This window comes from Streptomyces sp. NPDC091280 (assembly GCF_044768565.1).
In the GTDB taxonomy this organism is placed as follows: Bacteria; Actinomycetota; Actinomycetes; order Streptomycetales; family Streptomycetaceae; genus Streptomyces.
Genome location: NZ_JBIVUZ010000001.1, coordinates 1,309,996 through 1,331,289, shown reverse-complemented (window position 1 = coordinate 1,331,289; position 21,294 = coordinate 1,309,996). Strand labels below are relative to the sequence as shown.

The following is a 21,294-nucleotide window of genomic DNA, read 5'->3' as shown; positions in this document are numbered from 1 at the left end:
TACCGGCCCGCGCTACCGTGGTGATCATGGCGGACTGGGCGATACGGCCTGCGGTGTGGGCGGATGTCGAGGGTGTGGCCGAGTTGCGGGCGGTCGTGCTGCGGGCGGATCTGGAGCGGCTCGGGCGGTACGACGAGCGGCGGGTGCGGCAGCGGCTGCGGGACGGGTTCGAGCCGGGGCACACCTGGGTGATCGAGGTGGGCGGGCGGTTCGCCGGGTGCGTGGCGCTGCGGCCGGACGCGGACGCCCGTTGTCACTGGCTGGAGCACTTCTATCTCGCGCCGGAGTTCCAGGGCGCGGGCATCGGGTCCGGGGTGCTGGGCGAACTGCTGGCGCGGTGCGACCGCCGTGACGGGGGCGGCGGCGCCGTGCGGCTGAACGTGCTGCGGGGGAGTCCGGCCCGGCGGCTGTACGCGCGGTACGGGTTCACCGTGGAGACGGAGGATTCCGTGGACGTGTTCATGGTGCGCGCGGCGCCCGGCGGGCCGCGGCCCTGATCGTCCCGCCGACCTCCACTCCGGTCGCCGACCTCCACCCCGCGCGCCGACCTCCACGCCGCCCGCCCTGACATTTTCCGAGGCTGCGTCGTCGTAGACGTATGAACAGAATCCGGTACGTCAGCCTCGGCCTCTTGGCGCTGGTCGGCGTGTACACAGGGACCTGGGCCTACTTCGCGCCGACCGGGTGGTACGCGAACTTCCCGGGGTTCGGACTGAGCTGGCTGCCCCAGCTGGGGCCCTACAACGAGCACCTCGCCAAGGACGCGGGAGCCATGTTCCTCGCGCTGGCCTGCCTCACGCTCGTCGCGTTGCGCCAGGTGCGGAACACCAGGCTGGTGCAGACGACGGGTGCGGTGTGGCTGGTCTTCAACGTGCTGCACTTCAGCTATCACGTGCAGCACCTCGACATGTACGGGACGCGGGACCAGGTCCTCAACGTGGTCCTCCTGGCCGCGCTCGTACTGGCGGCGGCCGTGCTGTTGGTGCCGGGGCCGAGGCCGGTAGCGGTGCCTGTTCGTTCGGTGCGAGGGGATGGGATCCAGTGAAGGAGCGGGACCGTATGAGAATCGCTGTGGCGGGCGGCACCGGGCTGGTCGGCCGGTACGTCGTCGAGGAACTGGCCGCCGCCGGACACGAACCGGTGGTGCTGAGCCGGTCGCGGGGCGTGGACCTCGTCGCGGGCGGCGCGGCGCTCGATGCCGCCCTGGAGGGCGCGGAGGCCGTCGTCGACGTGAGCAACGTGACGACGACGAGCGCGAAGAAGGCCGTCGCGTTCTTCGACACCGTGGGACGGCAGCTGCTCGACGCGGGCGCGCGGGCCGGCGTACGGCATCACGTGGTGCTGTCGATCGTCGGCATCGACCGGGTCGGCCTCGGCTACTACCGGGGCAAACTCCGGCAGGAGGACGTCGTGCGGAACGGCCCGCTGCCGTGGACCGTGCTGCGCGCCACCCAGTTCCACGAGTTCGCCGCGCAGACTCTCGACCGGGTCCCGGGGCCCGTCGCGGTGGTGCCCCGGATGCGGACCCAGCCGATCGCGGCCCGCGAAGTGGCCCGGCACCTGGTGGACCTCACCCTCGCCCCTGCCCGGGGCATGGCCCCCGACCTCGCCGGGCCGCGCGTCGAGCAACTCGTCGACATGGCACGCCGGTTGCTGCGCGCCCGGCACGAACGCCGGTTGCTGCTGCCGGTACGGATGCCGGGCGCGACCGGCGCGGCGATGACGGGCGACGGACAACTGCCGCTCCCGGGTGGGGAGTCGGGGCCCCGCGGCAGCCAGACCTTCGAGGAATGGCTCGTGCAGCAGGTCGGGTCGCATGCCGTCCAGTGAGGATGACCGCGCCGTGCACATCCCGCCAGTACCGGCATCGGCGACCGGAGCGGCACCGGCGCCCGGACCAGGTGGCCAGGACCCCACCCTCGGTTCCCTCATGGCCGAGCGGCGTCGGCTGCTCAACCTCGGTTACCGGATGCTCGGTTCGGTGCAGGACGCCGAGGACGTCGTACAGGAGACGTACGCCCGTTGGTACGCCCTGTCCGAGGACGCGCAGCGGGAGATCGCGGCGCCGCTCGCGTGGCTGACCCGGGTCGCCTCGCGGATCTGCCTCGACCAGCTCGGGTCCGCGCGGGCCCGGCGCGAGCGCTACACCGGCGAGTGGCTGCCCGAACCGGTCCGGCACGGCAGCACCTGGGCCGGCACGGGCACCACGGGCGCGGACGATCCCGCCGACCGCGTCACCCTCGACGAGTCCGTCAGCATGGGCATGCTCGTGCTGCTGGACTCGATGACCCCGGCGGAGCGGGTCGCGTTCGTCCTGCACGATGTCTTCGGGCTGTCGTTCGCCGAGATCGCCGAGACGGTGGGCCGTACCCCGGCCGCCTGCCGCCAACTCGCCTCGTCCGCGCGCCACCGCCTGGCCCGCAGGCCGCCCGGCGGCAGCACGGCCGAGGAGCACGGACGGGTCGTCTCCGCGTTCCGCGAGGCGTGCGAGACCGGTGACTTCGACGCGCTCGTCGCCCTGCTCGACCCCGACGTCGAGTCGCGCAGCGACGGCGGCGGCAAGGTACGGGCCGCGCTGCGACCGGTCGTCGGCCGCGACAAGGTGGCCCGCCTCTTCCTCGGCCTGATGCGCCGGGAGCCCGAGGTGGAGCTCGTCGAGGACGACGTCAACGGCACGCCCGGTGTCGCGGTCCGGATCGCGGGTACGACCATCGCCGTACTCGCGGCGCGGGTCCGCGACGGACTGATCACCGACCTGTGGCTGGTGATCAACCCCGACAAGCTGCGGGCCTGGACGGGACACAAGACCGAAGGGCAGAACGAAGGTTGAGTCGAGGGCCAGGTCTGTTGGCCAGGTCGAGGGCGACGGAAGGACGCGGGTCGTGTCTGACTCCTCTACGTCAACTGGCAGTCCCCCCGGTGGATTCGGCGGCGCCGCCGACGACAGAGCGGACGCCGACGGGGTCTTCCGGGACCGTTTCACCGGTGCCAACGAACGCGAGCTGGCCCGTCAGGACTTGGCGTTCCGCGAGCGCGGGGGCGGCCAGGATGTCGGCGCCGGTCGTCACGTCCGAGGTCGGTCGAGTCTGGCGGCCACGGCGTCGAGGACCCACTCCAGGCCGGTCGCGAAGGAGGTCTCGGCGTCCACGTCCGTGCCGTCGTACACGGCCCTGGACAGTGCAGGGAAGCGGCCGGTGGCCAGCATGCGGGTGACGTGCGGGCCGGACGCGCGCTGCCAGTCGCGCTTGGACAGGCCGGTCGCGCGCTCGGCGCGCAGGTTCGCGATCTCGCGCCGGATCGCGCCGGTGCAGTAGGCGCCGACGGTCTCCACGGCACGTATGACGGTGTCGACATCGGCGAGACCGTCGAGCGCGGACAGCGTGGCCTCGGTCACGGCGAGACCGTTCGGGCCCAGGCTCGGACGGCCGCCGAGCAGGTCGGCCAGCCATTCGTGGCGGAGGACGGCCCGCCTGGTGCGATGGGAGAGGACGCGCAGCGCTTCCCGCCAGTCCCCGGGCCGATCCTGCCCTTCCTCCCGTTCCTGCCGTTCCTCGGGCAGGATCTCGGCCTGGACCTCGTCCACCATGAGGTCGAACAGCTCCTCCTTGGTGGAGATGAAGCCGTACAGCCGCATGGGACCGGCGTTCAGCCGGGCCGCGACCTTGCGCAACGACACCGCCTCCAGCCCGCCCTCGTCGGCGAGCGCGACGGCGGCGGCGACGATCCGCTCCCGGTCCAGCGGCACGGGCCGGGTCGGCGGCTCCGGGCGGTCCCACACAGTCATGAACGCATCGTACTGTTGCGATACGTAGCATCGGGTCAATACAGTGTATCGCCATGAGACAGCGAATCGCCGTAGTCGGAGGAGGCCCCGCCGGCCTCACCTTCGCCCGAGTCCTGCACCGCAACGCACCTTCCGGCGCCGGAGCCGCCACCGCCGACGTGACCGTGACTGTGACCGTGCTCGAACGCGATCCCGGCCCCGACGCCCGTCCTCCGGGCGGCGCGCTGGACCTGCACGAAGGAATGGGTCAACTCGCCCTGGAGAAGGCGGGGTTGCTGGCGGAGTACCACGCGCTGTCCCGGCCCGAGGGGCAGGCCATGCGCATCCTGGACCCGGCCGGGAACGTCCTGCGCGACTGGCGGCCCCGCCCGGGCGACCTGGCCAATCCCGAGATCGACCGCGGTCAACTCCGCGACCTGCTGCTCGGCCCGCTCGACGTCCGGTGGGGGCGGGGCGTGACACGGGTGGTGCCGGGGACCGAGGACGGCGTACTCGTCGAGTTCGCGGACGGGCGACAGGAGACGTACGACCTCGTGGTCGGCGCGGACGGCGCGTGGTCCCGGGTCCGCCCGGCCGTGTCGCCGGTGACGCCCCACTACACCGGGGTCGCCTCGATCGAGACCTCCCTCGACGACGTCGACCACCGCCACCCCGACCTCGCCCGGCTGATCGGCGACGGTTCCCTGGCCGTGTACGGCCCGAACCGGAGCCTCGTCGCCCAGCGCAACAGCGGCGGACACGTGAAGGTGTATGCCAAGTTCCGCGCACCGCTGGACTGGCACACGCAACTGGGCCTGGATGCGGACCTGTCCGACACCGAGGCCGTGCGGTCGGTCCTGCTGGAACTGTTCGACGGCTGGGCCGCTCCCGTCCTCGACCTCCTCCGCCGCGGCACGGCCTTCGCCCACCGCCCCTTCCACGTTCTCCCCGTGTCCCACACCTGGACCCACGTCCCCGGGGTCACGCTCGTCGGCGACGCGGCCCACCTGATGCCCCCGCTGGGCGTCGGCGCGAATCTCGCGATGCTGGACGGCGCCGAACTCGCCGAGTCGATCGCCGCCGCCCCCGAAGACCTCGACGCGACCGTCCGCGCCTTCGAACAACGCATGTGGACCCGGGCCGCCAAGTGGGCCCACATCACCACCGAGGGCCTCAACCGCCTGGTGAGCCCGGACCCCGCCGAGGCCATCGCGGTCTTCGACGAGGTACAACCGGCCTGACTCCGCCGTCGCGGACACAACAGCTCTGTCCGGTCTGCACGCGCAGCCGGCACACGAAATGCTGCGCAGTGGTGGCCTTCTCCGTCCCGACGGAACCTGCCGCGGCGGCGGAACCGCGCCCGCGCGGCTTCCTGCTGCTCGACCGGGAAACGTGCCGCCTCCACCTCGACACCCCCACAACGCGGGATGCCCCGCCGTTCGGCGTGGATCTTCCCCTTCGGGACGAGGGAGGTGCTGTCGTCGTCGGCGTGACAGGAACGCATGCCGCACTCCCGGTCCTCCTGGACACCTGGGAGTTGGAGCGCATGCGGAAGGACGTCCACGATCCCTACTGCCACTCGTTCCGATCCGTCCGGGCGGAGTAGGTGCTCAGTGCTTCGGCGCGGTCCGGGGTGAACTCCGTACGGCACAACGAGTGGCGTGGCGCACTTTTGCAAGCAGGTGCTTGCAATAGTTAGCAGAGGTGGTGCAAGGTGAAGGCATGGCATCGCTCAACGTCGGCAATCTCGGTGAGTATCTGCGTGAACAGCGGCGCACCGCGCAGCTGTCCCTGCGGCAGCTCGCCGATGCCGCCGGGGTGTCCAATCCGTATCTGAGCCAGATCGAGCGCGGGCTGCGCAAGCCGAGCGCGGAGGTGTTGCAGCAGGTCGCCAAGGCCCTGCGGATCTCCGCCGAGACGCTGTACGTGCGGGCCGGCATCCTCGACGCCGAGCGGGACCGGGACGAGGTCGAGACACGTGCGGTCATCCTCGCCGATCCCACACTCACCGAACGGCAGAAGCAGGTACTGCTTCAGATCTACGAGTCCTTCCGCAAGGAGAACGGGTTCGAGATCGCCGACGGGTACGAGGGCGTGGAGAGCGGTCCCGGCGTGAGTGACGGTGCCGACGGCAGCGACGCCGAACCGCGGGAGCAGCCGACCGGTTGACGACGACACAGCCTGTGGACGGCACGGCACGGCACGGCACCGGACAGCACGACATGGGCCGTCGTCGACGACGCGACACTGCACGACCCGCCCGCCCAGCGCGGAAGCAACAAAAAACCCTCAACTGACAGCAACCGGGAGGACCATCACCATGGCCATCACCGATGACCTGCGCAAGACCCTGAGCGACCCCACCCCCCTCTACTTCGCCGCCGGCACCGCCGACCTCGCCCTCCAGCAGGCCAAGAAGGTGCCCGGCCTGGTCGAGCAGCTGCGCGCCGAGGCCCCGGCCCGGATCGACGCCGTGCGCGGCACCGACCCGAAGGCCGTGCAGGAGAAGGCCGCCGCCCGTGCCAAGGAGGCGGGTGCCAAGGCCAAGGAGGCGCAGGAGACCCTCCAGACCAAGGTCAACGAGTTCCTCACCAGCCTCGACGGCGACCTCAAGAAGCTCGGCACCACGCTCGACGCCGACCTGAAGAAGTTCGGCGAGTCCGCCCAGGACTTCGCGCTGCGCGGGGTCGGCGTCGCCGCCGAGTACGCGGTCAAGGCCCGCGAGGCCTACGAGAAGGTCGCCGAGCACGGCGAGCAGGCCGTGAAGACCTGGCGCGGCGAGGCCGCCGACGAGATCGAGGAGCTGGCCGTCGTGGTCGAGCCGGCCGCCGAGCCGGTCCCGGTCAAGGACGAGCCCGCCGCCGCGCCCGCCCCGGCCGCCGCCGCGCCCGCCCCGGCCGCCGCCGCGCCCGCCCCGGCGAAGAAGCCCGTCGCCAAGAAGGCTCCGGCCCGCAAGGCCGCCGCGAAGAAGACGACGCCGCCCGCGAAGTGACACGAAAGTGACCCGAACGGGTGATCGGTGATGGGTCGGGCACTCGACGGGTGCCCGACCCGTTCTGTCTTTAGCGGCAATCCGGTTGCGGGTACGGTGACCGCGTAATGACTAGCCGAGTCTGGTGGTGGACGTAGTGCTGATGCAGGGCTTCACAGGGTTCATGTGGCTGTTGAGCACCGCCCTGATCGTTTTCAGCGGGTTCGCGCTCGTCGACGCCGCGACCCGGCGCGAGGACGCCTATCGCGCGGCGGACAAGAAGACCAAGCCGTTCTGGCTGATCATCCTCGGGCTCGCCTTCGTGGTGAACCTGATCTTCAACATCCTGTCGTTCCTGCCGATCATCGGCCTCGTCGCGACGATCGTGTACATGGTCGACGTCCGCCCGGCCCTGCGCGGCCTCCCCGGCGGCGGCCGCAGCCGCAGAGGCGGCTCCAGCAGCGACGGCCCCTACGGCCCGTACAACGGCGGACGCTGAGCCCCAACCACGGCTGACGTCGACTCCCAACCACGGCTGACGCGGACGCCGAGCCTCACGGCTGACGCTGACGCCGACTCCCGACCACGGCCGACGCCGACTCCTACGGCGCCCGGTCCAGCAGTACCACCGCCACGTCGTCCGTCAGCTCGCCGCCGTTGAGGTCGCGGACCTCGTTCACCGCAGCGCGGAGCAGTTCCTCGCCCCGCAGGCCTTCGGCGAGCTGGCGGCGGACCATCGCCACCATGCCGTCCTGGCCTAGCCGTTCGCGGCGGCCCTCGCCGATCCGGCCCTCGATCAGACCGTCCGTGTAGAGCATCAGGCTCCACTCCGCGCCCAGCTCCACCTGCGTGCGCGGCCAGCGGGCGCCGGGGAGCAGGCCGAGGGCGGGGCCGTTGTTGTCGTAGGGGAGCAGTTCGGGCGGGCGGCCGGGGCGGGCGAGGAGCGGGGACGGGTGGCCGGCCAGGCACAGGCCCGCGCGGCGGCCGTCGGGCGCGATGTCGACCGTGCAGAGCGTCGCGAAGATCTCGTCGTCGGAGCGCTCGTGCTCCAGGACCTGTTGCAGCGTGCCGAGCAGCTGGTCGCCGCAGAGGCCGGCCAGGGTGAGCGCGCGCCAGGCGATGCGCAGTTCCACGCCGAGCGCGGCCTCGTCGGGGCCGTGCCCGCAGACGTCGCCGATCATCGCGTGCACGGTGCCGTCCGGGGTGCGCACGGTGTCGTAGAAGTCGCCGCCGAGCAGTGCGCGGGAGCGGCCGGGGCGGTAGCGGGCGGCGAAGTGCAGCGCGGAGCCGTCGAGGAGGGGCGTGGGCAGCAGGCCGCGTTCGAGGCGGGCGTTCTCCTGGGCGCGCAGCTTGGACTCGGTGAGCTTGCGCTCGGCCCTGTCGGAACGTTTCCGCTCCACCGCGTACCGGATCGCGCGGCTCAGCAGCCGGCCGTCCAGCTCGTCCCGGAAGAGATAGTCCTGGGCGCCCACCCGGACCGCCTCGGCGCCGCGCTCGGTGTCGCCGGACGCGGTGAGCGCGAGGACGGCGTGGTGCGGCGCGATGCGCAGCACGTGCTTGAGCACGGCCAGTTCCTCGTCGGCGCCGTCCGCGGCCCGGCCGGGGGCGGGCAGCGCTAGGTCAAGCAGGATGCAGTGGACGTCGTCGGTGAGCAGCCGCTCGGCCTCGGTGAGGTTGCGGGCGGTACGGACCCGGATCGGCTTGCCGGTCGGGTCGAGCAGCTCGGGCACGATCGGCGAGCCGCCGGGGTCGTCCTCGATCATCAGCAGGGTGAGGTGACCGGCGGGACCGGAGTGGGCGGCGCGCTGGGCGGCCTCGATGCCAGTACTGGCACCGGCATCAGTACCGGTGCCGGTGCTCGTGTCGTCGCCGTTGGCGGTGTCCTGTGCGGGCCGGGCTTCCGTGACTCCGGGTGTGCCGTCGGGAGCGGCCTCCGCCGTGTCGGTGGAGGTGGTCCCCGACGTCGGCGCTGAGCCGGCTCCGGGTGCGGGCGGCCCGGAGAGGTCTCCGGGTGCGGCCCCGGAGGGTGCTCCGGGGGTCTCGCCGATCGTGGGCACGGCCGGCGCCTGACCACTCTCCGCGGCCGGGATCGCTCTCTGCCGCGGTATGGGTGCGGGCATCGTCCTGTTCCTTCCCTCCCCCCGAGGGCGCGGTGAGGCGAGGGACCTCGACCCACCGACCGGGACCATAGCGGTAGTGGGCGCCGGAAAGGAATGGTGTGAGGCAGGTCGCCTGGCAGGCGGCCACAGTCATATGCCGTGTTCTGTACCGCAGTTGGGCAGGACGGTGGTGGGGCGGGGATGACGAAGGTCACGCCGGAGCGGGGTTTGGGGCGGGTGAGGCGTGTGCCAGGTCACGTGGTTCGGGGCGTCGGCAGTGACCGCGCCTATCGGGCGGACATATCACGCGTCCGGGCGCACAACGCCCAATATCGGCATCGAGCCCGCCCCGGCGATCGTCACCGTGCGCCCGGGGCGCGGGGCGTGGATGATCGCGCCGTCGCCGATGTACATCGCGACATGGCTGGCGTCGTCGAAGTAGATGATCAGGTCGCCGGGCCGCATGTCCTTGACGTCGACGTGCTTGAGCTGCTTCCACTGCTCCTGCGAGGTGCGCGGGATCGGGTCGCCGGCGCTCGCCCAGGCCTGTGAGGTCAGCCCCGAGCAGTCGTACGACTTCGGGCCCTCCGCGCCCCACTCGTACGGCTTGCCGAGCTGGGCCGTCGCGTACGCCACCGCCGCCTTGCCCTCGGCGGAGGCCTTGCCGCTGATGTCCTTGAGGACGCCGGAGTCGAGCCACTCGGTCTGCGCCTTCAGCGCGGCCTGCTGCTCCAGCGCGGCCAGGCGGTCCTTCTCCCGCTGTTCGAGCTGGGACTCCAGCTTCTCGGCCGCCGCGATCCGGGCCGTGATCTCCTTCTTGGCGGCGGCCTTGGCCTGGCGGTTCTTCTCCAGCGCCTGCCACTGGGCGGAGGCGTCGGCGGTGTACTGCTTCAAGTCGTCCTGGGTGCGGGTCAGTTCGGAGATCAGGCCCTTGGTGGCGCGCTGGCCCTGGAGTATCCGCCCGGCGCCGTCCAGGAAGGCCTGCGGGTTGTCGCTCAGGATCAGCTGTGCCTCGTCCGGGAGTCCGCCCGTGCGGTACTGGGAGCGGGCCGCGGCCCCGGCGCGGTCCTTCAACTCGTCCAGCTTCTCCTGGCCCTTGACGATCTTCTTGGCCAGTTCGACGATCTGCGCGGACTGCTTCCGCGTCTGCTCCTCGGCCGCGTTGTAGGCGTCGGTGGCGACGGCGGCGTCGTGATAGAGGTCGTCGAGCTTCGCGCGTACGGCCTCAAGGTCCTTGTTGGTCACGGGAGTCGGGGACGCCGTGCTCGACGGGGTCGCCGTAGGGGTGGGCGTGGGGCTCGCGAACGACGTGCCGGGTGCCGCGAGTACGGTGACCGCGCAGACCACCGAGACGGCCGTAGTGACCAGGACCCGCCTGCCCGCCGCTCCCATACCCCTGCCCCCATGCCCATAGCTGATTGACCGTCAGTAACTTACGGACGCCTGGGGGATCGTGCCATGCCCGGACACAAAACGACAGAGGTAGTACTTCCCGTACTTCTTCCCTTTCCTTCCAGGTCATGACCTGTCGTGACCTGGCACGACCGGTCATGGCGATCTCCCCGCCCGCCGTGGCGATCTCCCCGCCCGTGTGACGAACGGCCGGCGGAGATCGTTCCCCACGGGCCGCACCGCGCACGGGGATTCACCCGCGCGGCGCCAACGCCCCCCACGCCACGGTCACTTCGCCCTGCCGCCAGCGCACCGGACCGTCCACCACCGGCCAGTCGGCGGTGAGGTCCCGCACCGCGCGGATCCAGCGCTGACGGGCGCCGTAGGAGGCGTAGGGCGCGGCAGCGGCCCAGGCGCGGTCGAAGTCGCGGAGGAAGGCGTGCACCGGTTCGCCGGGCACATTGCGGTGGATGAGGGCCTTGGGGAGGCGTTCGGCGAGATCGGAGGGCCGCTCCAGGGAGCCGAGCCGGGTCGCGAAGGTGACCGTCCGCGGCCCCTCCGGCCCGAGCGCGACCCACACGTGCCGCCGCCCGATCTCGTCGCAGGTCCCCTCCACGAGCAGCCCGCCGCGCGAACGCTCCGAGGCCGGCGCGAGCCGTCCGCACAGCCGTGCCCAGACCTCGGCGACCTGCCCCTCGTCGTACTGCCGCAGCACGTTGGCCGCGCGGATCAGCGACGGCCGCTGCGGTACGGGGATCTCGAACCCGCCGTGCCGGAACACCAGCCCCTCCCGCTCGTACGGCCGGGCCGCCGCGACCCGGGCCGGTTCGATCTCGACGCCGACCACGCGCGCGTGCGGCGCGACGGAACGCAGCCGCTCCAGCAGTTCCACGGCCGTCCAGGGCGCGGCGCCGTACCCGAGGTCGACGGCGACCGGCTCGACGGCCCTTCGCAACTGCGCACCGTGCGTCGCCACGATCCAGCGGTCCATCCGGCGCAGCCGGTTGGGGTTGGTCGTCCCGCGCGTCACGGTTCCTTCGGGTCGGGTGGCTGCGCGGGCTGTCATACGTACGAGGGTAGGCGGGAGGGGGCGGGGGCCGGGGCGGGGTGCGGCCGAGGGGGCGCGGTGCGACCGCCCACGCAGGAATGCCTCGAACGGTTGAGCGACCTCCGGTAATGCCCAGGCAAAATCCCCATGCGCCGGAATGAGAATCCCGCCCCCTGGCGTTGCACCCCCTTGGAGGGAACCCCACACCCTCCGTCAGGCATGCCCGGAGCGAGGAGGAACGCCACGTGAGCCAGTACGTCAGCAGGCTCGGGCGGCGGTCCGCGGCCTCCTCGGCGCGGCTGCGGCTGCACCGCAGGCCCCGCCGGGTCGCGATGCTGTCCGTGCACACCTCGCCGCTGCACCAGCCCGGCACGGGCGACGCGGGCGGCATGAACGTCTACATCGTGGAGCTCGCGCAGCGCCTCGCCGCGATCAACATCGAGGTCGAGATCTTCACGCGCGCGACCACCGCCGTCCTCCCCCCGACCGTCGAACTGGCCCCGGGCGTCCTCGTCCGCCATGTCGACGCGGGGCCGTACGAAGGCCTCGCCAAAGAGGAACTGCCCGCCCAGCTCTGCGCGTTCACGCACGGAGTGATGCAGGCGTGGGCCGGCCATCGCCCCGGCTACTACGACCTCGTCCACTCGCACTACTGGCTCTCCGGCCACGTCGGCTGGCTCGCCGCGCAGCGCTGGGGCGTCCCCCTCGTGCACGCGATGCACACCATGGCCAAGGTCAAGAACGCCAGCCTGGCCGACGGCGACACCCCCGAGCCCGCCGCCCGCGTCATCGGCGAGACCCAGATCGTCTCCGCCGCCGACCGCCTCATCGCCAACACGGCCGAGGAGGCCGACGAACTCGTACGGCACTACGCGGCCGACCCCGCCAAGGTCGCCGTGGTGCACCCGGGCGTCAACCTCGAACGCTTCCGCCCCGCCGACGGCCGTGCGGCGGCCCGCGCCCGTCTCGGGCTGCCGCAGGACGCCCTCATTCCGCTCTTCGCCGGGCGCATCCAGCCCCTCAAGGCCCCGGACGTGCTGCTGCGCGCGGTCGCCGTGCTGCTCGACGAGCGGCCCGAGCTGCGCTCGAACATCGTCGTGCCGGTCGTCGGCGGCCCCAGCGGCAGCGGCCTCGCCAAGCCGGAGGGCCTCCAGAAGCTGGCCGCGCGGCTGGGCATCGCGGACGTCGTACGGTTCCGGCCGCCGGTCGGGCAGGAGCAGCTCGCGGACTGGTTCCGGGCCGCGTCCGTGCTGGTCATGCCGTCCTACAGCGAGTCCTTCGGGCTGGTCGCCATAGAGGCGCAGGCGGCCGGCACGCCGGTCCTCGCGGCCTCGGTCGGCGGCCTCCCGGTGGCGGTGCGCGACGGGGAGACCGGCTTCCTCGTCCAGGGCCACGATCCCGCCGCGTACGCGCGCGTGCTGCGCACCCTCGCCGACGACCGCCTGCTCGCGCCGCGCATGGGCGAGGCCGCCGCCCGACACGCGCAGTGCTTCGGCTGGGACACGGCCGCCGCCGCCACGGCCGACGTGTACACGGCCGCGGCCCAGGCCCACCGCCGTCACGTACGCTCGCACCATGGGTGAGGCAGTGGACCAGGAGCGGGCGGCGGCGCAGGTCATCGAGGGTTTCCTCAAGGGCGCCGAACTCGACTGGGAGAGCCCGGAGTCGGGCACGTTCGTGGTCCAACTCCCGGGCACCCGCAAGCTGTCGACGACCGTCTCCCTCCTCGTCGGCCGCCACTCCCTCTCGCTCAACGCCTTCGTCATCCGCCACCCCGACGAGAACGAGACGGGCGTCCACCGCTGGCTCCTGGAGCGCAACCTCAAGCTGTACGGCGTGAGTTACGCGGTCGATCAGCTCGGTGACGTGTACGTCACCGGGCGGCTGCCGCTCCCCGCCGTCACCGAGGCCGAGATCGACCGCCTCCTCGGCCAGGTACTGGAGGCCGCCGACGGCGCTTTCAACACCCTGCTGGAGCTGGGCTTCGCCTCCGCGATCCGCAAGGAGTACGCGTGGCGGGTCGCGCGCGGGGAGTCGACGCGGAATCTGGACGCGTTCACGCATCTGACCCGGCGTCCCGCCAACTGATCTAGTACCGACCCCTATCGCTACGCCGTGGCGCCATGCCATGCTCACCGCCAGCACATTTCTGAACGTCGTTCACATCCATGAAGTTGCACGCGCATGGGAGGACGTACGTACATGAGCCGCATCCGTGTCACCAGACGAACCCTGCTCGGCAGCGCGCTGGCCCTGGCGGTCCCCCTGCCGCCACCGGCAACGCGAGGCCAAGTCCCTTCCCTCTGGCGGGAGTTCACCCGCACCCCCTTCACTCACCCGCAGATCCCGTACATCGGCGACGCGGGCGCCCGGCGCCGGCCCCGCCCCTCCCGGGTGTTCGACGTCCGCCGCTACGGCGCCGTCGCCGACGGCGTCACCGACTCCGCCCCCGCGATCAACCGTGCCATCGCCGCTGCCGGAAGGGCCGGCGGTGGCACGGTCCACATCCCGCCCGGCACCTTCCGCATCGACGACGTGATCCGCGTCGGCCACTCGAACGTCCTGGTCAGGGGCGCGGGCAGCGACCGTACGACGCTCTACGCCACCAAGAACCTCACCGAACTGATCGGCGTCTACGGCTCCCGCTACGGCGGCGACAAGTCGTCCTGGTCCTGGGCGGGCGGCCTCATCTGGCTGGCCCCGACGGCCCGTTGGGACTCCCTGGTCGCCGCGATCAGGGCGAAGGCCTGGCCCTTCGAGGGCTGGACCGGCAACAAGCGGGACGAATGGCGGCAGTTGACGACGGTCGAACCGGCAAGGCAGGGCTCCTGGACGGTCCGAGTCGCCGACCCCTCGCAACTGAGGCCGGGCGCACTGGTGTTGCTCCGCCTCTCCGACGACCCCGCCCACACCCTCCTCCAGCACATGGCGGGCGGCGGCCCCGGCCCCGAGGCGTACTACTGGGACGACAAGACGAAACTCCTCTCCTACGTCCCCTACGAATGGCCCGTCCGCATCGCGCGCGTGCGGGGCTGCGAGGTCACGCTGGAGCGTCCGCTCCCCCTGGACCTGCGCCCCGAGTGGAATCCCCAACTGACCACCCACGTGACGGAGTTGACGGGCTCAGGTGTCGAAGGCCTCACCCTGGAGGCCGTCGAGACCCCGCAGCAGCCGCACCTCCTCGACAAGGGCTACAACGGGGTCGTCCTCCAATGCGCCTACGACTGCCGGGTGGAGGACGTGACGGTCCGTCACGTCGACAACGGCTTCGGCCTGGTGGCGGCCTCCGCCTGCACCCTGAGCGGTACGACGGTCGCGGGCCGCGGCTCCCACCACCCCTACTTCTGCCGCGAGGGCTCCCACGACAACCTCATCGAGGACTTCACGATCGAGGAACGGACGGTCCCGGCCCCGCCCAACACCCAGCTCCACGGCATCAACGTCGAGGGCCTGTCCTCCCACAACGTCTGGTCGCGCGGCGACATGCGCATGGGCACCTTCGACAGCCACCGCGGCCTGCCCTTCGCCAACGTCCGCACCGACATCACGGTGAACAACAACGGCCGCCACGGCGGCGACGCGAACGCGGGACCGCTCTTCGGCGCCCGCTTCACCCACTGGAACATCCGCGTCACCAACGGCCGCGCGGGCCTGATGAAGATCGACCAACTCGCCCCGTACAGCGCCACGGTGGGCCTCAACACGGTCACCGAGTTCGACCAGATCGACGTCCCCGACTTCACCGGCGACCTGCACTCCCGCCTGGAGCTCTACGGCACGACCGACGCCGTACGGCCGCGGAACCTGTACGAGGCGCAGCGGAAGCTGTGACTCAGGTGCGCCACAGGGTGTCGTAGCCGATGAAGTCGAACATGCGCTGTCCGGGCGGGAGTCGGCGGGGTTCGCCGGTGAAGCGGTGGGCGCCGACGGACGCGGTGATCGAGGGGTCGGACACCCACAGCCGCTCGAAGCCGCGCTCCTCCAGCCAGCCGCAGATCCGCGGCACGAGGTCCGGCGCCTTGCGGTTGCGGGTCCAGATCACCGTGCCGCCGGTGCGGCAGAGTTGGGTGCAGTGGTCCAGGAGGCGTTCGACGTCCGGGTCGGTGATGTTGCCGAGGACCCCGCACAGCAGGACGAGGTCGGCGGGGGCGAGGTCGGCGTACTGGTCCGTCGACGCGGCGTCCCCGGCGACGACCTCGACCCCGGGCAGACCGGCGGCGCGGGCGGCCCCGGTCGCGTCGGCGACATTGCGCTCGTCCAACTCGACCAGCCGGGCGCGGACTTCGGCCCGGCGCGGATGGTCGGCCAGCACACCGATCAGGTCGTGGCCCTGTCCGGCGCAGAGGCTGAGCGCGGTGAGGGGTCCGGGCGGGGCGGTGTCGAGGGCGTGGCGGACGCGCTCCTGGACGAGGGCGAGGCGCCGACTCAGGTAGGAATCGGGGGAGTTGTAGGAGTCGTGCCACTCATGCCAGTCCATACGGGGAATCTAGCCACGGCGCCGTCGGCTGTCGCGTGAATAACGCCCCGGCGTGACCCCCACCGACTTGCGGAAATGGCGGGTGAGATGGGACTGGTCGTAGAAGCCGGTCGCCGCCGCGACCTCGCCCGGCGGGTGGCCCTCCAGCAGCAGGCGGCGGGCGCGGTCGACACGGCGGGACATCAGGTACTGGTGCGGTGCGATGCCGTACGCGCCGCTGAACGCCCGTACCAGATGGGCGGGATGGGCGTGCAGGAGCCGCGCGGCCTCGTCGAGCGCGATGCCCTCGATGACGCGTGCGTCGAGGAGTTCGCGCAGCGTGCGGGCCAGGGCGGGGTCGGCGGTGGGGGCGGGGGCCGGGGCGGACGGTCGTAGGTGCGCGTGCAGCCGTTCGGTGATGAGCGTCAGCCGGCTCGCGGCCTCCAGTTCGTCGCCGGGGTGATCGAGCGCGGTGTGCAACTGGCCGACGCGCAACCGCAGTTCGGGATCACGGAGATCGGGCCGGTCGACGGCGGAGCCGATCAGGCCGTCCGCCAGATGGGTCCCGTCGAGATAGAGGACGCGCTTGCGGAAGCCGTGCGGGGTGGCGGGGGAGCCGTTGTGCGGGACGTGCGGCGGCAGCAGCGACACCGTGTCGTGCGGGGTGCCGTGCTCGTGCCGGTCGAGGTCGTAGCGCACGGCACCGTCGTCCACGATCAGCAGCGTCCACGCGTCGTGCACGTGCATCGGGTAGGCGTACTCGGTGAAGTGGGCGTGGAAGACCTCGACGACACCGGGGATACGGGGCCGCCACGCGGAGACTTCCTGCCGCGGGGCCATGCAAAGAACGTACAAGACGGGGTCCTGGGGTGCTCGGCAGTCTCGGTGCATGAGCACTGACATCGCGGGCGACCCCCTCCGCTTCGACACGAAGATCGCCGTCCTGCTGCGCGAGGACCTGGCGCCCTGGCAGCGGTTGAACGTCACGTCCTTCCTGGTCAGCGGCCTGGGCACACAGATCCCCGAGGTGATCGGGGAGCCGTACGAGGACGCCGACGGGGTCGGCTATCTGCCGATGTTCCGACAGCCGGTGCTGGTCTTCGAGGCCACGAAGGAGACCCTCACGGCGGCCCACGGACGCGTACTGGCCCGGTCCCTGCCGCGCGCGGTCTTCACGTCCGACCTGTTCGCCACCGGCAACGACCGCGACAACCGCGCGGCGGTACGGGCCGTCGCCACGGCGGACCTGGATGTGGTGGGGCTGGCGGTGTACGGGCCGCGCAACGGAGTGGACAAGGTGGTGAAGGGGGCGCGGATGCATCCGTGAGGGCGGATGGATCCGTGGGGAGGGTGTGAGCGTGCCGGCACACGGGGTGATTCGGTGATGACTGCCCGTGTACGGCGCGGATGATGCGGGCGCGCGGGACGGCTTGACCGGTTCGAGTGGCCGTCGCGGTGAAGCCTTCTGGACACGCGCGGGGAGGGAGGAGAGTCCTCCCCGGTGAGCCCGCGCCCGGGGCGGGCCACCTGCACCGATCCATCCGATGCACCCGATCCATCCGATCCATCCGATCCATCCTTCGGCAGTCGGCAGGGAGAGAACCATGAACCGATCCACGAAGCTGGCCCTGGGGGCCGTGGCGACCGCACTCGCGCTCGGCGGCACGGTCGCGGCGTCGGCCCAACCGGACCAGGTCCACCGGGCGGCGGCCACCGCCGACTGGGCCAAGGTCGCCGCCAACGGACACCTCCTGGGCGGGCAGGGCATCCGCGGGGTCCACCGGTTCGGCAACGGCCGCTACAACATCACCACGACCCACAACCTCAACGGCTGCGCCCTCCTCGGCACCGTCAACACCAACGGCGGCAGCGACCCCGGACCGGGCAGCGCGTCCATCCTCGTCGGCCAGGTGAACCGCAACACCCTCTTCGTCCGCACGGCGACACCGTCCGGGCCGGGCAACGCGACGGTGGACAGCGACCGGCCGTTCTCAGTGACGGTGGTGTGCTGAGCCGGCCGTTTGCTGAGCCGGTGCCGTGCTGAGCCAGTGGTGTGCTGAGACGGTGCCGTGCTGAGCCGGTGTGTGCTGAGCACGGCCCTCAGACCGCGCCGACCTCTGGCTTCGCCGCCACCGGGGTTTCGAAGCCGGCCGTCTCGGCGGCCGGCAGCCGCCGCATCAGCACCCCGTACCCCACCGCCGCCCCCGTCCCCACGACCGCGCACAACCCCCACAGCCACTCCGCGCCGAAGTGGTCGATGACGAAGCCGGACATCAGGGGGGCGATCAACGCGGCGACCGCCCAGGACAGGGTGTACATGCCCTGGTAGCGCCCGCGTCCCTGGACGGGGGAGAGGCGGACCACGAGGCCGGTCTGGGTGGGGGCGTTGATCATCTCGCCGAGGGTCCACACGCACACCGTGAGGGCGAAGACGCCGACCGAGCCGGCGAACGCGGTGAGTCCGAAGCCGTAGCCCGCGAGGAGGGAGGAGACGACCAACAGGCGCTTGGCGTCGCGGTGTTCGATGAGACGGGTGACCGGGATCTGGAGGGCGACGATGAGGAAGCCGTTGACGGCGATGGCGGTGCCGTAGTCGGCGGGGGTGAAACCGGCCTCGCCCATCGCGACCGGCAGACCGACCGAACCCTGCTGGAAGACGAGGGCGACGAGGAAGGACAGTCCTACGACGCTCATGAACCGCCCGTCGCGCAGTACGGTCCCGAGGCCCACCGAGTCCGCCGGCTTCCCGCCGTCGCCGCCGTCGGCGACCGCGGGCCGGGACTCGGGCAGCTTCAGGAAGACGACGACCGCGCAGACCGCCGTCATCCCGGCCTCCAGCAGGAACCCGGCGCGGTAGCTGACCTCGGCGATGAAACCGGCGGCCATGGAGGAGACGGCGAAGCCGAGGTTGATGGCCCAGTAGTTCAAGGAGAACGCGCGGACCCGGTCCTCCGGGCGCACGATGTCCGCCATCATCGCCTGCACCGCCGGGCGGGACGCGTTGCTCGCCATCCCCACCAGGAAGGCGACGCCCGCGATGGCGAGGGGGTCGTGCACGAAGCCGAGCAGTGCCACGGCCGCCGCGGTCGAGGACTGGGCGACGAGGAGCGTGGGGCGGCGGCCGAGCCGGTCGGTCATCACGCCCGCGCCGATGGAGGAGACGACCCCGCCGAGGCCGTGCAGGGAGACGACGAGACCGGCGTAGGTGGCGGAGTAGCCGCGGTCGAGCGTCAGGTACAGGGCCATGAAGGTCGAGACGAACGCGCCGAGCCGGTTGACCAGGGTGCTGGTCCACAGCCACCAGAACTCGCGGGGCAGACCGGAGAGGGTTTCGCGGGCGGCACGTCTCAGGGCGGCGAGTGACATGGATCGTTCCCCCACGGTCGGACAGGTGGTGTGTAAGTGGCCAAGGCGGCAGGCACAACTTACGAAGGGGAGGGTCCGGCGGACCACTCAATTAACAGAAGCCGTCAACTGTCCGGCCGGGAGACGGCCACCCGATCCCGACCCGAATGCGTGGATTACGCTCTGAGGCATGGCCGACGCACCGTACAAGCTGATCCTCCTCCGCCACGGCGAGAGCGAGTGGAACGCGAAGAACCTGTTCACCGGCTGGGTGGACGTCAACCTGAACGAGAAGGGCGAGAAGGAGGCGGTCCGCGGTGGCGAGCTCCTGAAGGCCGCCGATCTCCTCCCCGACGTGGTCCACACGTCCCTCCAGAAGCGCGCGATCCGCACCGCGCAGCTCGCCCTCGAATCCGCCGACCGCCACTGGATCCCGGTCCACCGCAGCTGGCGCCTGAACGAGCGCCACTACGGCGCCCTCCAGGGCAAGGACAAGGCGCAGACCCTCGCGGAGTTCGGCGAGGAGCAGTTCATGCTCTGGCGCCGTTCCTACGACACCCCGCCCCCGCCCCTTGAGGACGGCACGGAGTTCTCCCAGTCCGCGGACCCGCGCTACGCCTCGATCCCCCCGGAGCTGCGCCCCCGCACGGAGTGCCTGAAGGACGTCGTCGTCCGCATGCTCCCGTACTGGTACGACGGCATCGTCCCCGACCTCCTGACCGGCCGCACGGTCCTCGTCGCCGCCCACGGCAACAGCCTCCGCGCCCTGGTCAAGCACCTCGACGGCATCTCCGACGCCGACATCGCGGGCCTGAACATCCCGACGGGCATCCCCCTGGCCTACGAACTGGACGAGTCCTTCAAGCCGCTCAAGCCCGGCGGCACATACCTCGACCCGGACGCGGCGGCGGCGGCGATCGAGGCGGTCAAGAACCAGGGCAAGAAGAAGTAACGCGACACAATTGAGCCCCCCACCTGCGGTTTCCCTGCGGGTGGGGGGCTTTTCGGTGACCTCAGGCCGTCTCTGGGGCGTCAGCTGCTGGATCGGGCCGTCAGGCGCGTCGGCGCCAGCGGCGGACGCGGATGTCGAGGACGATCAGCAGAGCCGTCGGGATGACGATCTCGGCGGGGGCGCGGGCCCAGAGAGCGAGTGCACCGCCGGCCGTGCCGATGAGCGCGATCGGCAGGTCGCGGGGACAGATGTCGACGGTGACACCTGCGCGTGGGACCATGTGGCCTCCATCTGTGGTCGGTTCCTGGCTAGGGTTTCCGAGCGCGGAAAATGGAAGCGAATGCCGCCCCTGGACGGGCGGCATTCGTATGCGCTGGAACTTTCCCATAGCCGTCACCCGAAGCACAAACGTGCAGATGAAATGCGGCTGCTGTCCCTCTTCTGTAGACAGTTCGTCTGCGGAACAGGGGCAGTGAGGCATTCTGGGTGGCTCACAGCGCCTCACTTGCCTCTTCTTTCCCCTTGTTTCATCTCGCTGCTTGTCCGCTCTGAGCTGGTTGAAGGATAACTGCGGCTGGCTGCACAGCTAACTGGGGCGGCTTGAGTCTCAACGGCTGGTTGTTTCATTATTTGAACAACTTGTTCCAGCGATGGAACAACAGGAACTCTCCCTCGGGAGGGAGAGTTCCTGTTTCTGCTGGCGGGTTGACCGTGTGCTGGCTGGCTTTCATTCTCGCGAGAGGGAAAGTCTTCCTCGCGAGGAAGAAATCTTTGATGCTCTCTTATGGGCCGTAGGGAAGATCGCGCCCGTACATGGAGGCTTCGTACGCCTGAGTGATTGCCGTTCGGGTGCGCTCTTCGTCGGACGGCATCAGGTGTGCGTACACGCGAAGCGTCAGACCAGGGTCCGAGTGGCCCAGGTACTCAGCGAAGGCCTTGATGTTCTCCGCGGTGTCCAAGAGCACCGAGGCGTAGAAGTGTCTGAGGGCGTGCATGCCGTTCTCGCGAGACTCGGCGTACGACTCGTCAGGCTTCCGCTCGGGGATCACGTCGGCCGAGGCCGGCGCCCGCTTCCCCGCTTCCTCGCTGAGTGACGTACGCCGTGGCTTGCTCTGGTCGACGCCACAGGCAAGGCGACGGAGGCCGTTGGGGGTACAGCGAGGCGTACCCGCGCGTGATCGGTCGAAGTCCTCGCCGTCGTGGCTGGCTGTCGTCGGCTGGGGTGGGGACCAACCCGGATCCAGCTCTGAGCAGACGTCATCGGCCAC

Annotated in this window: 24 protein-coding genes; 14 read left to right on the top strand and 10 right to left on the bottom strand. The window is 71.1% G+C overall.

Translation table 11 applies throughout. The annotated features are described in order from the left end of the window. The first annotated feature begins 26 nt into the window (after positions 1–26). From ACIQPR_RS06205 to sigJ, 4 genes are all read left to right on the top strand, one after another. Complete coding sequence (locus ACIQPR_RS06205; protein WP_403642566.1) at positions 27–497, top strand: GNAT family N-acetyltransferase; 471 nt, start codon at positions 27–29, stop codon at positions 495–497. A 101-nt stretch (positions 498–598) separates the two neighbouring features. Continuing rightward, a complete protein-coding gene (locus ACIQPR_RS06200; protein WP_403642563.1) occupies positions 599–1,045 on the top strand; it encodes a hypothetical protein in 447 nt (148 codons plus the stop codon). 14 nt (positions 1,046–1,059) lie between these two features. Then, entirely contained in the window at positions 1,060–1,830 is a 771-nt protein-coding gene (locus ACIQPR_RS06195) for an SDR family oxidoreductase (protein ID WP_403642561.1), read from the top strand. 100 nt (positions 1,831–1,930) lie between these two features. Then, positions 1,931–2,830 carry an RNA polymerase sigma factor SigJ gene (gene sigJ / locus ACIQPR_RS06190; protein ID WP_403642966.1) on the top strand — a complete coding sequence of 300 codons (900 nt, stop codon included), beginning with the start codon at positions 1,931–1,933 and terminating at the stop codon, positions 2,828–2,830. Positions 2,831–2,900: 70 nt separating this feature from the next. On the opposite strand, the gene ACIQPR_RS06185 is transcribed toward sigJ, so the two are convergent. Both ACIQPR_RS06185 and ACIQPR_RS06180 read right to left on the bottom strand, forming a co-directional pair. Then, positions 2,901–3,068, bottom strand: coding sequence for a hypothetical protein (locus ACIQPR_RS06185; protein WP_403642559.1), 168 nt, complete (start codon positions 3,066–3,068; stop codon positions 2,901–2,903). Then, positions 3,065–3,784 carry a TetR/AcrR family transcriptional regulator gene (locus ACIQPR_RS06180; RefSeq protein WP_403642556.1) on the bottom strand — a complete coding sequence of 240 codons (720 nt, stop codon included), beginning with the start codon at positions 3,782–3,784 and terminating at the stop codon, positions 3,065–3,067. Before ACIQPR_RS06180 ends, ACIQPR_RS06185 begins: the two co-directional genes overlap by 4 nt. 53 nt (positions 3,785–3,837) lie before the next feature. On the opposite strand from ACIQPR_RS06180, the gene ACIQPR_RS06175 reads away from it, so the two are divergent. The 4 genes from ACIQPR_RS06175 to ACIQPR_RS06160 all read left to right on the top strand — a co-directional run bounded on the left by ACIQPR_RS06175 (position 3,838) and on the right by ACIQPR_RS06160 (position 7,233). Then, entirely contained in the window at positions 3,838–5,004 is a 1,167-nt protein-coding gene (locus ACIQPR_RS06175; RefSeq protein ID WP_403642553.1) for an FAD-dependent oxidoreductase, read from the top strand. A gap of 481 nt (positions 5,005–5,485) precedes the next feature. Then, a complete protein-coding gene (locus ACIQPR_RS06170) occupies positions 5,486–5,932 on the top strand; it encodes a helix-turn-helix domain-containing protein (protein WP_403642551.1) in 447 nt (148 codons plus the stop codon). 151 nt (positions 5,933–6,083) lie between these two features. Then, entirely contained in the window at positions 6,084–6,755 is a 672-nt protein-coding gene (locus ACIQPR_RS06165) for a hypothetical protein (protein WP_403642549.1), read from the top strand. A gap of 142 nt (positions 6,756–6,897) precedes the next feature. Then, positions 6,898–7,233: a DUF2516 family protein gene (locus ACIQPR_RS06160; RefSeq protein ID WP_078532710.1), complete on the top strand. Its 336-nt coding sequence runs from the start codon at positions 6,898–6,900 to the stop codon at positions 7,231–7,233. 103 nt (positions 7,234–7,336) lie between these two features. On the opposite strand, the gene ACIQPR_RS06155 is transcribed toward ACIQPR_RS06160, so the two are convergent. The 3 genes from ACIQPR_RS06155 to ACIQPR_RS06145 form a co-directional block, all read right to left on the bottom strand. Then, on the bottom strand, positions 7,337–8,854 hold the full coding sequence (locus ACIQPR_RS06155; protein ID WP_403642547.1) for a SpoIIE family protein phosphatase: 1,518 nt from the start codon (positions 8,852–8,854) through the stop codon (positions 7,337–7,339). Positions 8,855–9,136: 282 nt separating this feature from the next. Beyond that, positions 9,137–10,225, bottom strand: coding sequence for an NlpC/P60 family protein (locus ACIQPR_RS06150; RefSeq protein WP_403642545.1), 1,089 nt, complete (start codon positions 10,223–10,225; stop codon positions 9,137–9,139). A 253-nt stretch (positions 10,226–10,478) separates the two neighbouring features. Further along, complete coding sequence (locus tag ACIQPR_RS06145; RefSeq protein ID WP_403642543.1) at positions 10,479–11,291, bottom strand: class I SAM-dependent methyltransferase; 813 nt, start codon at positions 11,289–11,291, stop codon at positions 10,479–10,481. Positions 11,292–11,518: 227 nt separating this feature from the next. On the opposite strand from ACIQPR_RS06145, the gene mshA reads away from it, so the two are divergent. The 3 genes from mshA to ACIQPR_RS06130 all read left to right on the top strand — a co-directional run bounded on the left by mshA (position 11,519) and on the right by ACIQPR_RS06130 (position 15,104). After that, a complete protein-coding gene (mshA, locus tag ACIQPR_RS06140; protein ID WP_403642540.1) occupies positions 11,519–12,856 on the top strand; it encodes a D-inositol-3-phosphate glycosyltransferase in 1,338 nt (445 codons plus the stop codon). After that, complete coding sequence (locus tag ACIQPR_RS06135; RefSeq protein WP_403642538.1) at positions 12,849–13,361, top strand: YbjN domain-containing protein; 513 nt, start codon at positions 12,849–12,851, stop codon at positions 13,359–13,361. Before mshA ends, ACIQPR_RS06135 begins: the two co-directional genes overlap by 8 nt. A gap of 114 nt (positions 13,362–13,475) precedes the next feature. Then, complete coding sequence (locus tag ACIQPR_RS06130; RefSeq protein ID WP_403642535.1) at positions 13,476–15,104, top strand: glycosyl hydrolase family 28-related protein; 1,629 nt, start codon at positions 13,476–13,478, stop codon at positions 15,102–15,104. Position 15,105: 1 nt separating this feature from the next. Here ACIQPR_RS06130 and ACIQPR_RS06125 read toward each other — a convergent pair whose 3' ends face one another. Both ACIQPR_RS06125 and ACIQPR_RS06120 read right to left on the bottom strand, forming a co-directional pair. Next, entirely contained in the window at positions 15,106–15,750 is a 645-nt protein-coding gene (locus ACIQPR_RS06125) for a methyltransferase domain-containing protein (RefSeq protein ID WP_403642532.1), read from the bottom strand. A 9-nt stretch (positions 15,751–15,759) separates the two neighbouring features. Continuing rightward, entirely contained in the window at positions 15,760–16,569 is an 810-nt protein-coding gene (locus tag ACIQPR_RS06120) for an AraC family transcriptional regulator (protein WP_403642529.1), read from the bottom strand. Between the two features lie 49 nt (positions 16,570–16,618). Here ACIQPR_RS06120 and ACIQPR_RS06115 point away from each other — a divergent pair, with 49 nt between their 5' ends. Both ACIQPR_RS06115 and ACIQPR_RS06110 read left to right on the top strand, forming a co-directional pair. Then, positions 16,619–17,056: a DUF2000 family protein gene (locus ACIQPR_RS06115; RefSeq protein WP_403642526.1), complete on the top strand. Its 438-nt coding sequence runs from the start codon at positions 16,619–16,621 to the stop codon at positions 17,054–17,056. A gap of 277 nt (positions 17,057–17,333) precedes the next feature. Then, positions 17,334–17,741, top strand: a complete 408-nt coding sequence (locus ACIQPR_RS06110; RefSeq protein ID WP_403642524.1) for a hypothetical protein — start codon at positions 17,334–17,336, stop codon at positions 17,739–17,741. An 88-nt stretch (positions 17,742–17,829) separates the two neighbouring features. Here ACIQPR_RS06110 and ACIQPR_RS06105 read toward each other — a convergent pair whose 3' ends face one another. Further along, complete coding sequence (locus ACIQPR_RS06105) at positions 17,830–19,095, bottom strand: MDR family MFS transporter (protein ID WP_403642521.1); 1,266 nt, start codon at positions 19,093–19,095, stop codon at positions 17,830–17,832. Positions 19,096–19,264: 169 nt separating this feature from the next. On the opposite strand from ACIQPR_RS06105, the gene ACIQPR_RS06100 reads away from it, so the two are divergent. Next, the gene (locus tag ACIQPR_RS06100) at positions 19,265–20,026 is read left to right on the top strand and encodes a phosphoglyceromutase (protein ID WP_403642518.1); all 762 of its coding nucleotides are present in this window, start codon (positions 19,265–19,267) and stop codon (positions 20,024–20,026) included. A gap of 100 nt (positions 20,027–20,126) precedes the next feature. Here the strand turns inward: ACIQPR_RS06100 and ACIQPR_RS06095 are convergent, their stop codons facing one another. Together ACIQPR_RS06095 and ACIQPR_RS06090 are read right to left on the bottom strand one after the other, a co-directional pair. Continuing rightward, entirely contained in the window at positions 20,127–20,306 is a 180-nt protein-coding gene (locus ACIQPR_RS06095) for a hypothetical protein (protein WP_403642516.1), read from the bottom strand. A gap of 502 nt (positions 20,307–20,808) precedes the next feature. After that, positions 20,809–21,294, bottom strand: coding sequence for a hypothetical protein (locus ACIQPR_RS06090; protein ID WP_403642513.1), 486 nt, complete (start codon positions 21,292–21,294; stop codon positions 20,809–20,811).

Bases quoted from the DNA above. Each gene is read 5' to 3' on its own strand.
- ACIQPR_RS06095 (WP_403642516.1), bottom strand. From the start codon at position 20,306: ATGGTCCCACGCGCAGGTGTCACCGTCGACATCTGTCCCCGCGACCTG.
- ACIQPR_RS06105 (WP_403642521.1), bottom strand. From the start codon at position 19,095: ATGTCACTCGCCGCCCTGAGACGTGCCGCCCGCGAAACCCTCTCCGGT.
- ACIQPR_RS06165 (WP_403642549.1), top strand. From the start codon at position 6,084: ATGGCCATCACCGATGACCTGCGCAAGACCCTGAGCGACCCCACCCCC.
- sigJ (WP_403642966.1), top strand. From the start codon at position 1,931: ATGGCCGAGCGGCGTCGGCTGCTCAACCTCGGTTACCGGATGCTCGGT.
- ACIQPR_RS06150 (WP_403642545.1), bottom strand. From the start codon at position 10,225: ATGGGAGCGGCGGGCAGGCGGGTCCTGGTCACTACGGCCGTCTCGGTG.
- ACIQPR_RS06115 (WP_403642526.1), top strand. From the start codon at position 16,619: ATGAGCACTGACATCGCGGGCGACCCCCTCCGCTTCGACACGAAGATC.
- ACIQPR_RS06145 (WP_403642543.1), bottom strand. From the start codon at position 11,291: ATGACAGCCCGCGCAGCCACCCGACCCGAAGGAACCGTGACGCGCGGG.
- ACIQPR_RS06120 (WP_403642529.1), bottom strand. From the start codon at position 16,569: ATGGCCCCGCGGCAGGAAGTCTCCGCGTGGCGGCCCCGTATCCCCGGT.
- ACIQPR_RS06130 (WP_403642535.1), top strand. From the start codon at position 13,476: ATGAGCCGCATCCGTGTCACCAGACGAACCCTGCTCGGCAGCGCGCTG.
- ACIQPR_RS06195 (WP_403642561.1), top strand. From the start codon at position 1,060: ATGAGAATCGCTGTGGCGGGCGGCACCGGGCTGGTCGGCCGGTACGTC.
- ACIQPR_RS06200 (WP_403642563.1), top strand. From the start codon at position 599: ATGAACAGAATCCGGTACGTCAGCCTCGGCCTCTTGGCGCTGGTCGGC.
- ACIQPR_RS06205 (WP_403642566.1), top strand. From the start codon at position 27: ATGGCGGACTGGGCGATACGGCCTGCGGTGTGGGCGGATGTCGAGGGT.
- ACIQPR_RS06155 (WP_403642547.1), bottom strand. From the start codon at position 8,854: ATGCCCGCACCCATACCGCGGCAGAGAGCGATCCCGGCCGCGGAGAGT.
- ACIQPR_RS06160 (WP_078532710.1), top strand. From the start codon at position 6,898: ATGCAGGGCTTCACAGGGTTCATGTGGCTGTTGAGCACCGCCCTGATC.
- ACIQPR_RS06135 (WP_403642538.1), top strand. From the start codon at position 12,849: ATGGGTGAGGCAGTGGACCAGGAGCGGGCGGCGGCGCAGGTCATCGAG.
- ACIQPR_RS06110 (WP_403642524.1), top strand. From the start codon at position 17,334: ATGAACCGATCCACGAAGCTGGCCCTGGGGGCCGTGGCGACCGCACTC.
- ACIQPR_RS06175 (WP_403642553.1), top strand. From the start codon at position 3,838: ATGAGACAGCGAATCGCCGTAGTCGGAGGAGGCCCCGCCGGCCTCACC.
- ACIQPR_RS06170 (WP_403642551.1), top strand. From the start codon at position 5,486: ATGGCATCGCTCAACGTCGGCAATCTCGGTGAGTATCTGCGTGAACAG.
- ACIQPR_RS06100 (WP_403642518.1), top strand. From the start codon at position 19,265: ATGGCCGACGCACCGTACAAGCTGATCCTCCTCCGCCACGGCGAGAGC.
- ACIQPR_RS06125 (WP_403642532.1), bottom strand. From the start codon at position 15,750: ATGGACTGGCATGAGTGGCACGACTCCTACAACTCCCCCGATTCCTAC.
- ACIQPR_RS06180 (WP_403642556.1), bottom strand. From the start codon at position 3,784: ATGACTGTGTGGGACCGCCCGGAGCCGCCGACCCGGCCCGTGCCGCTG.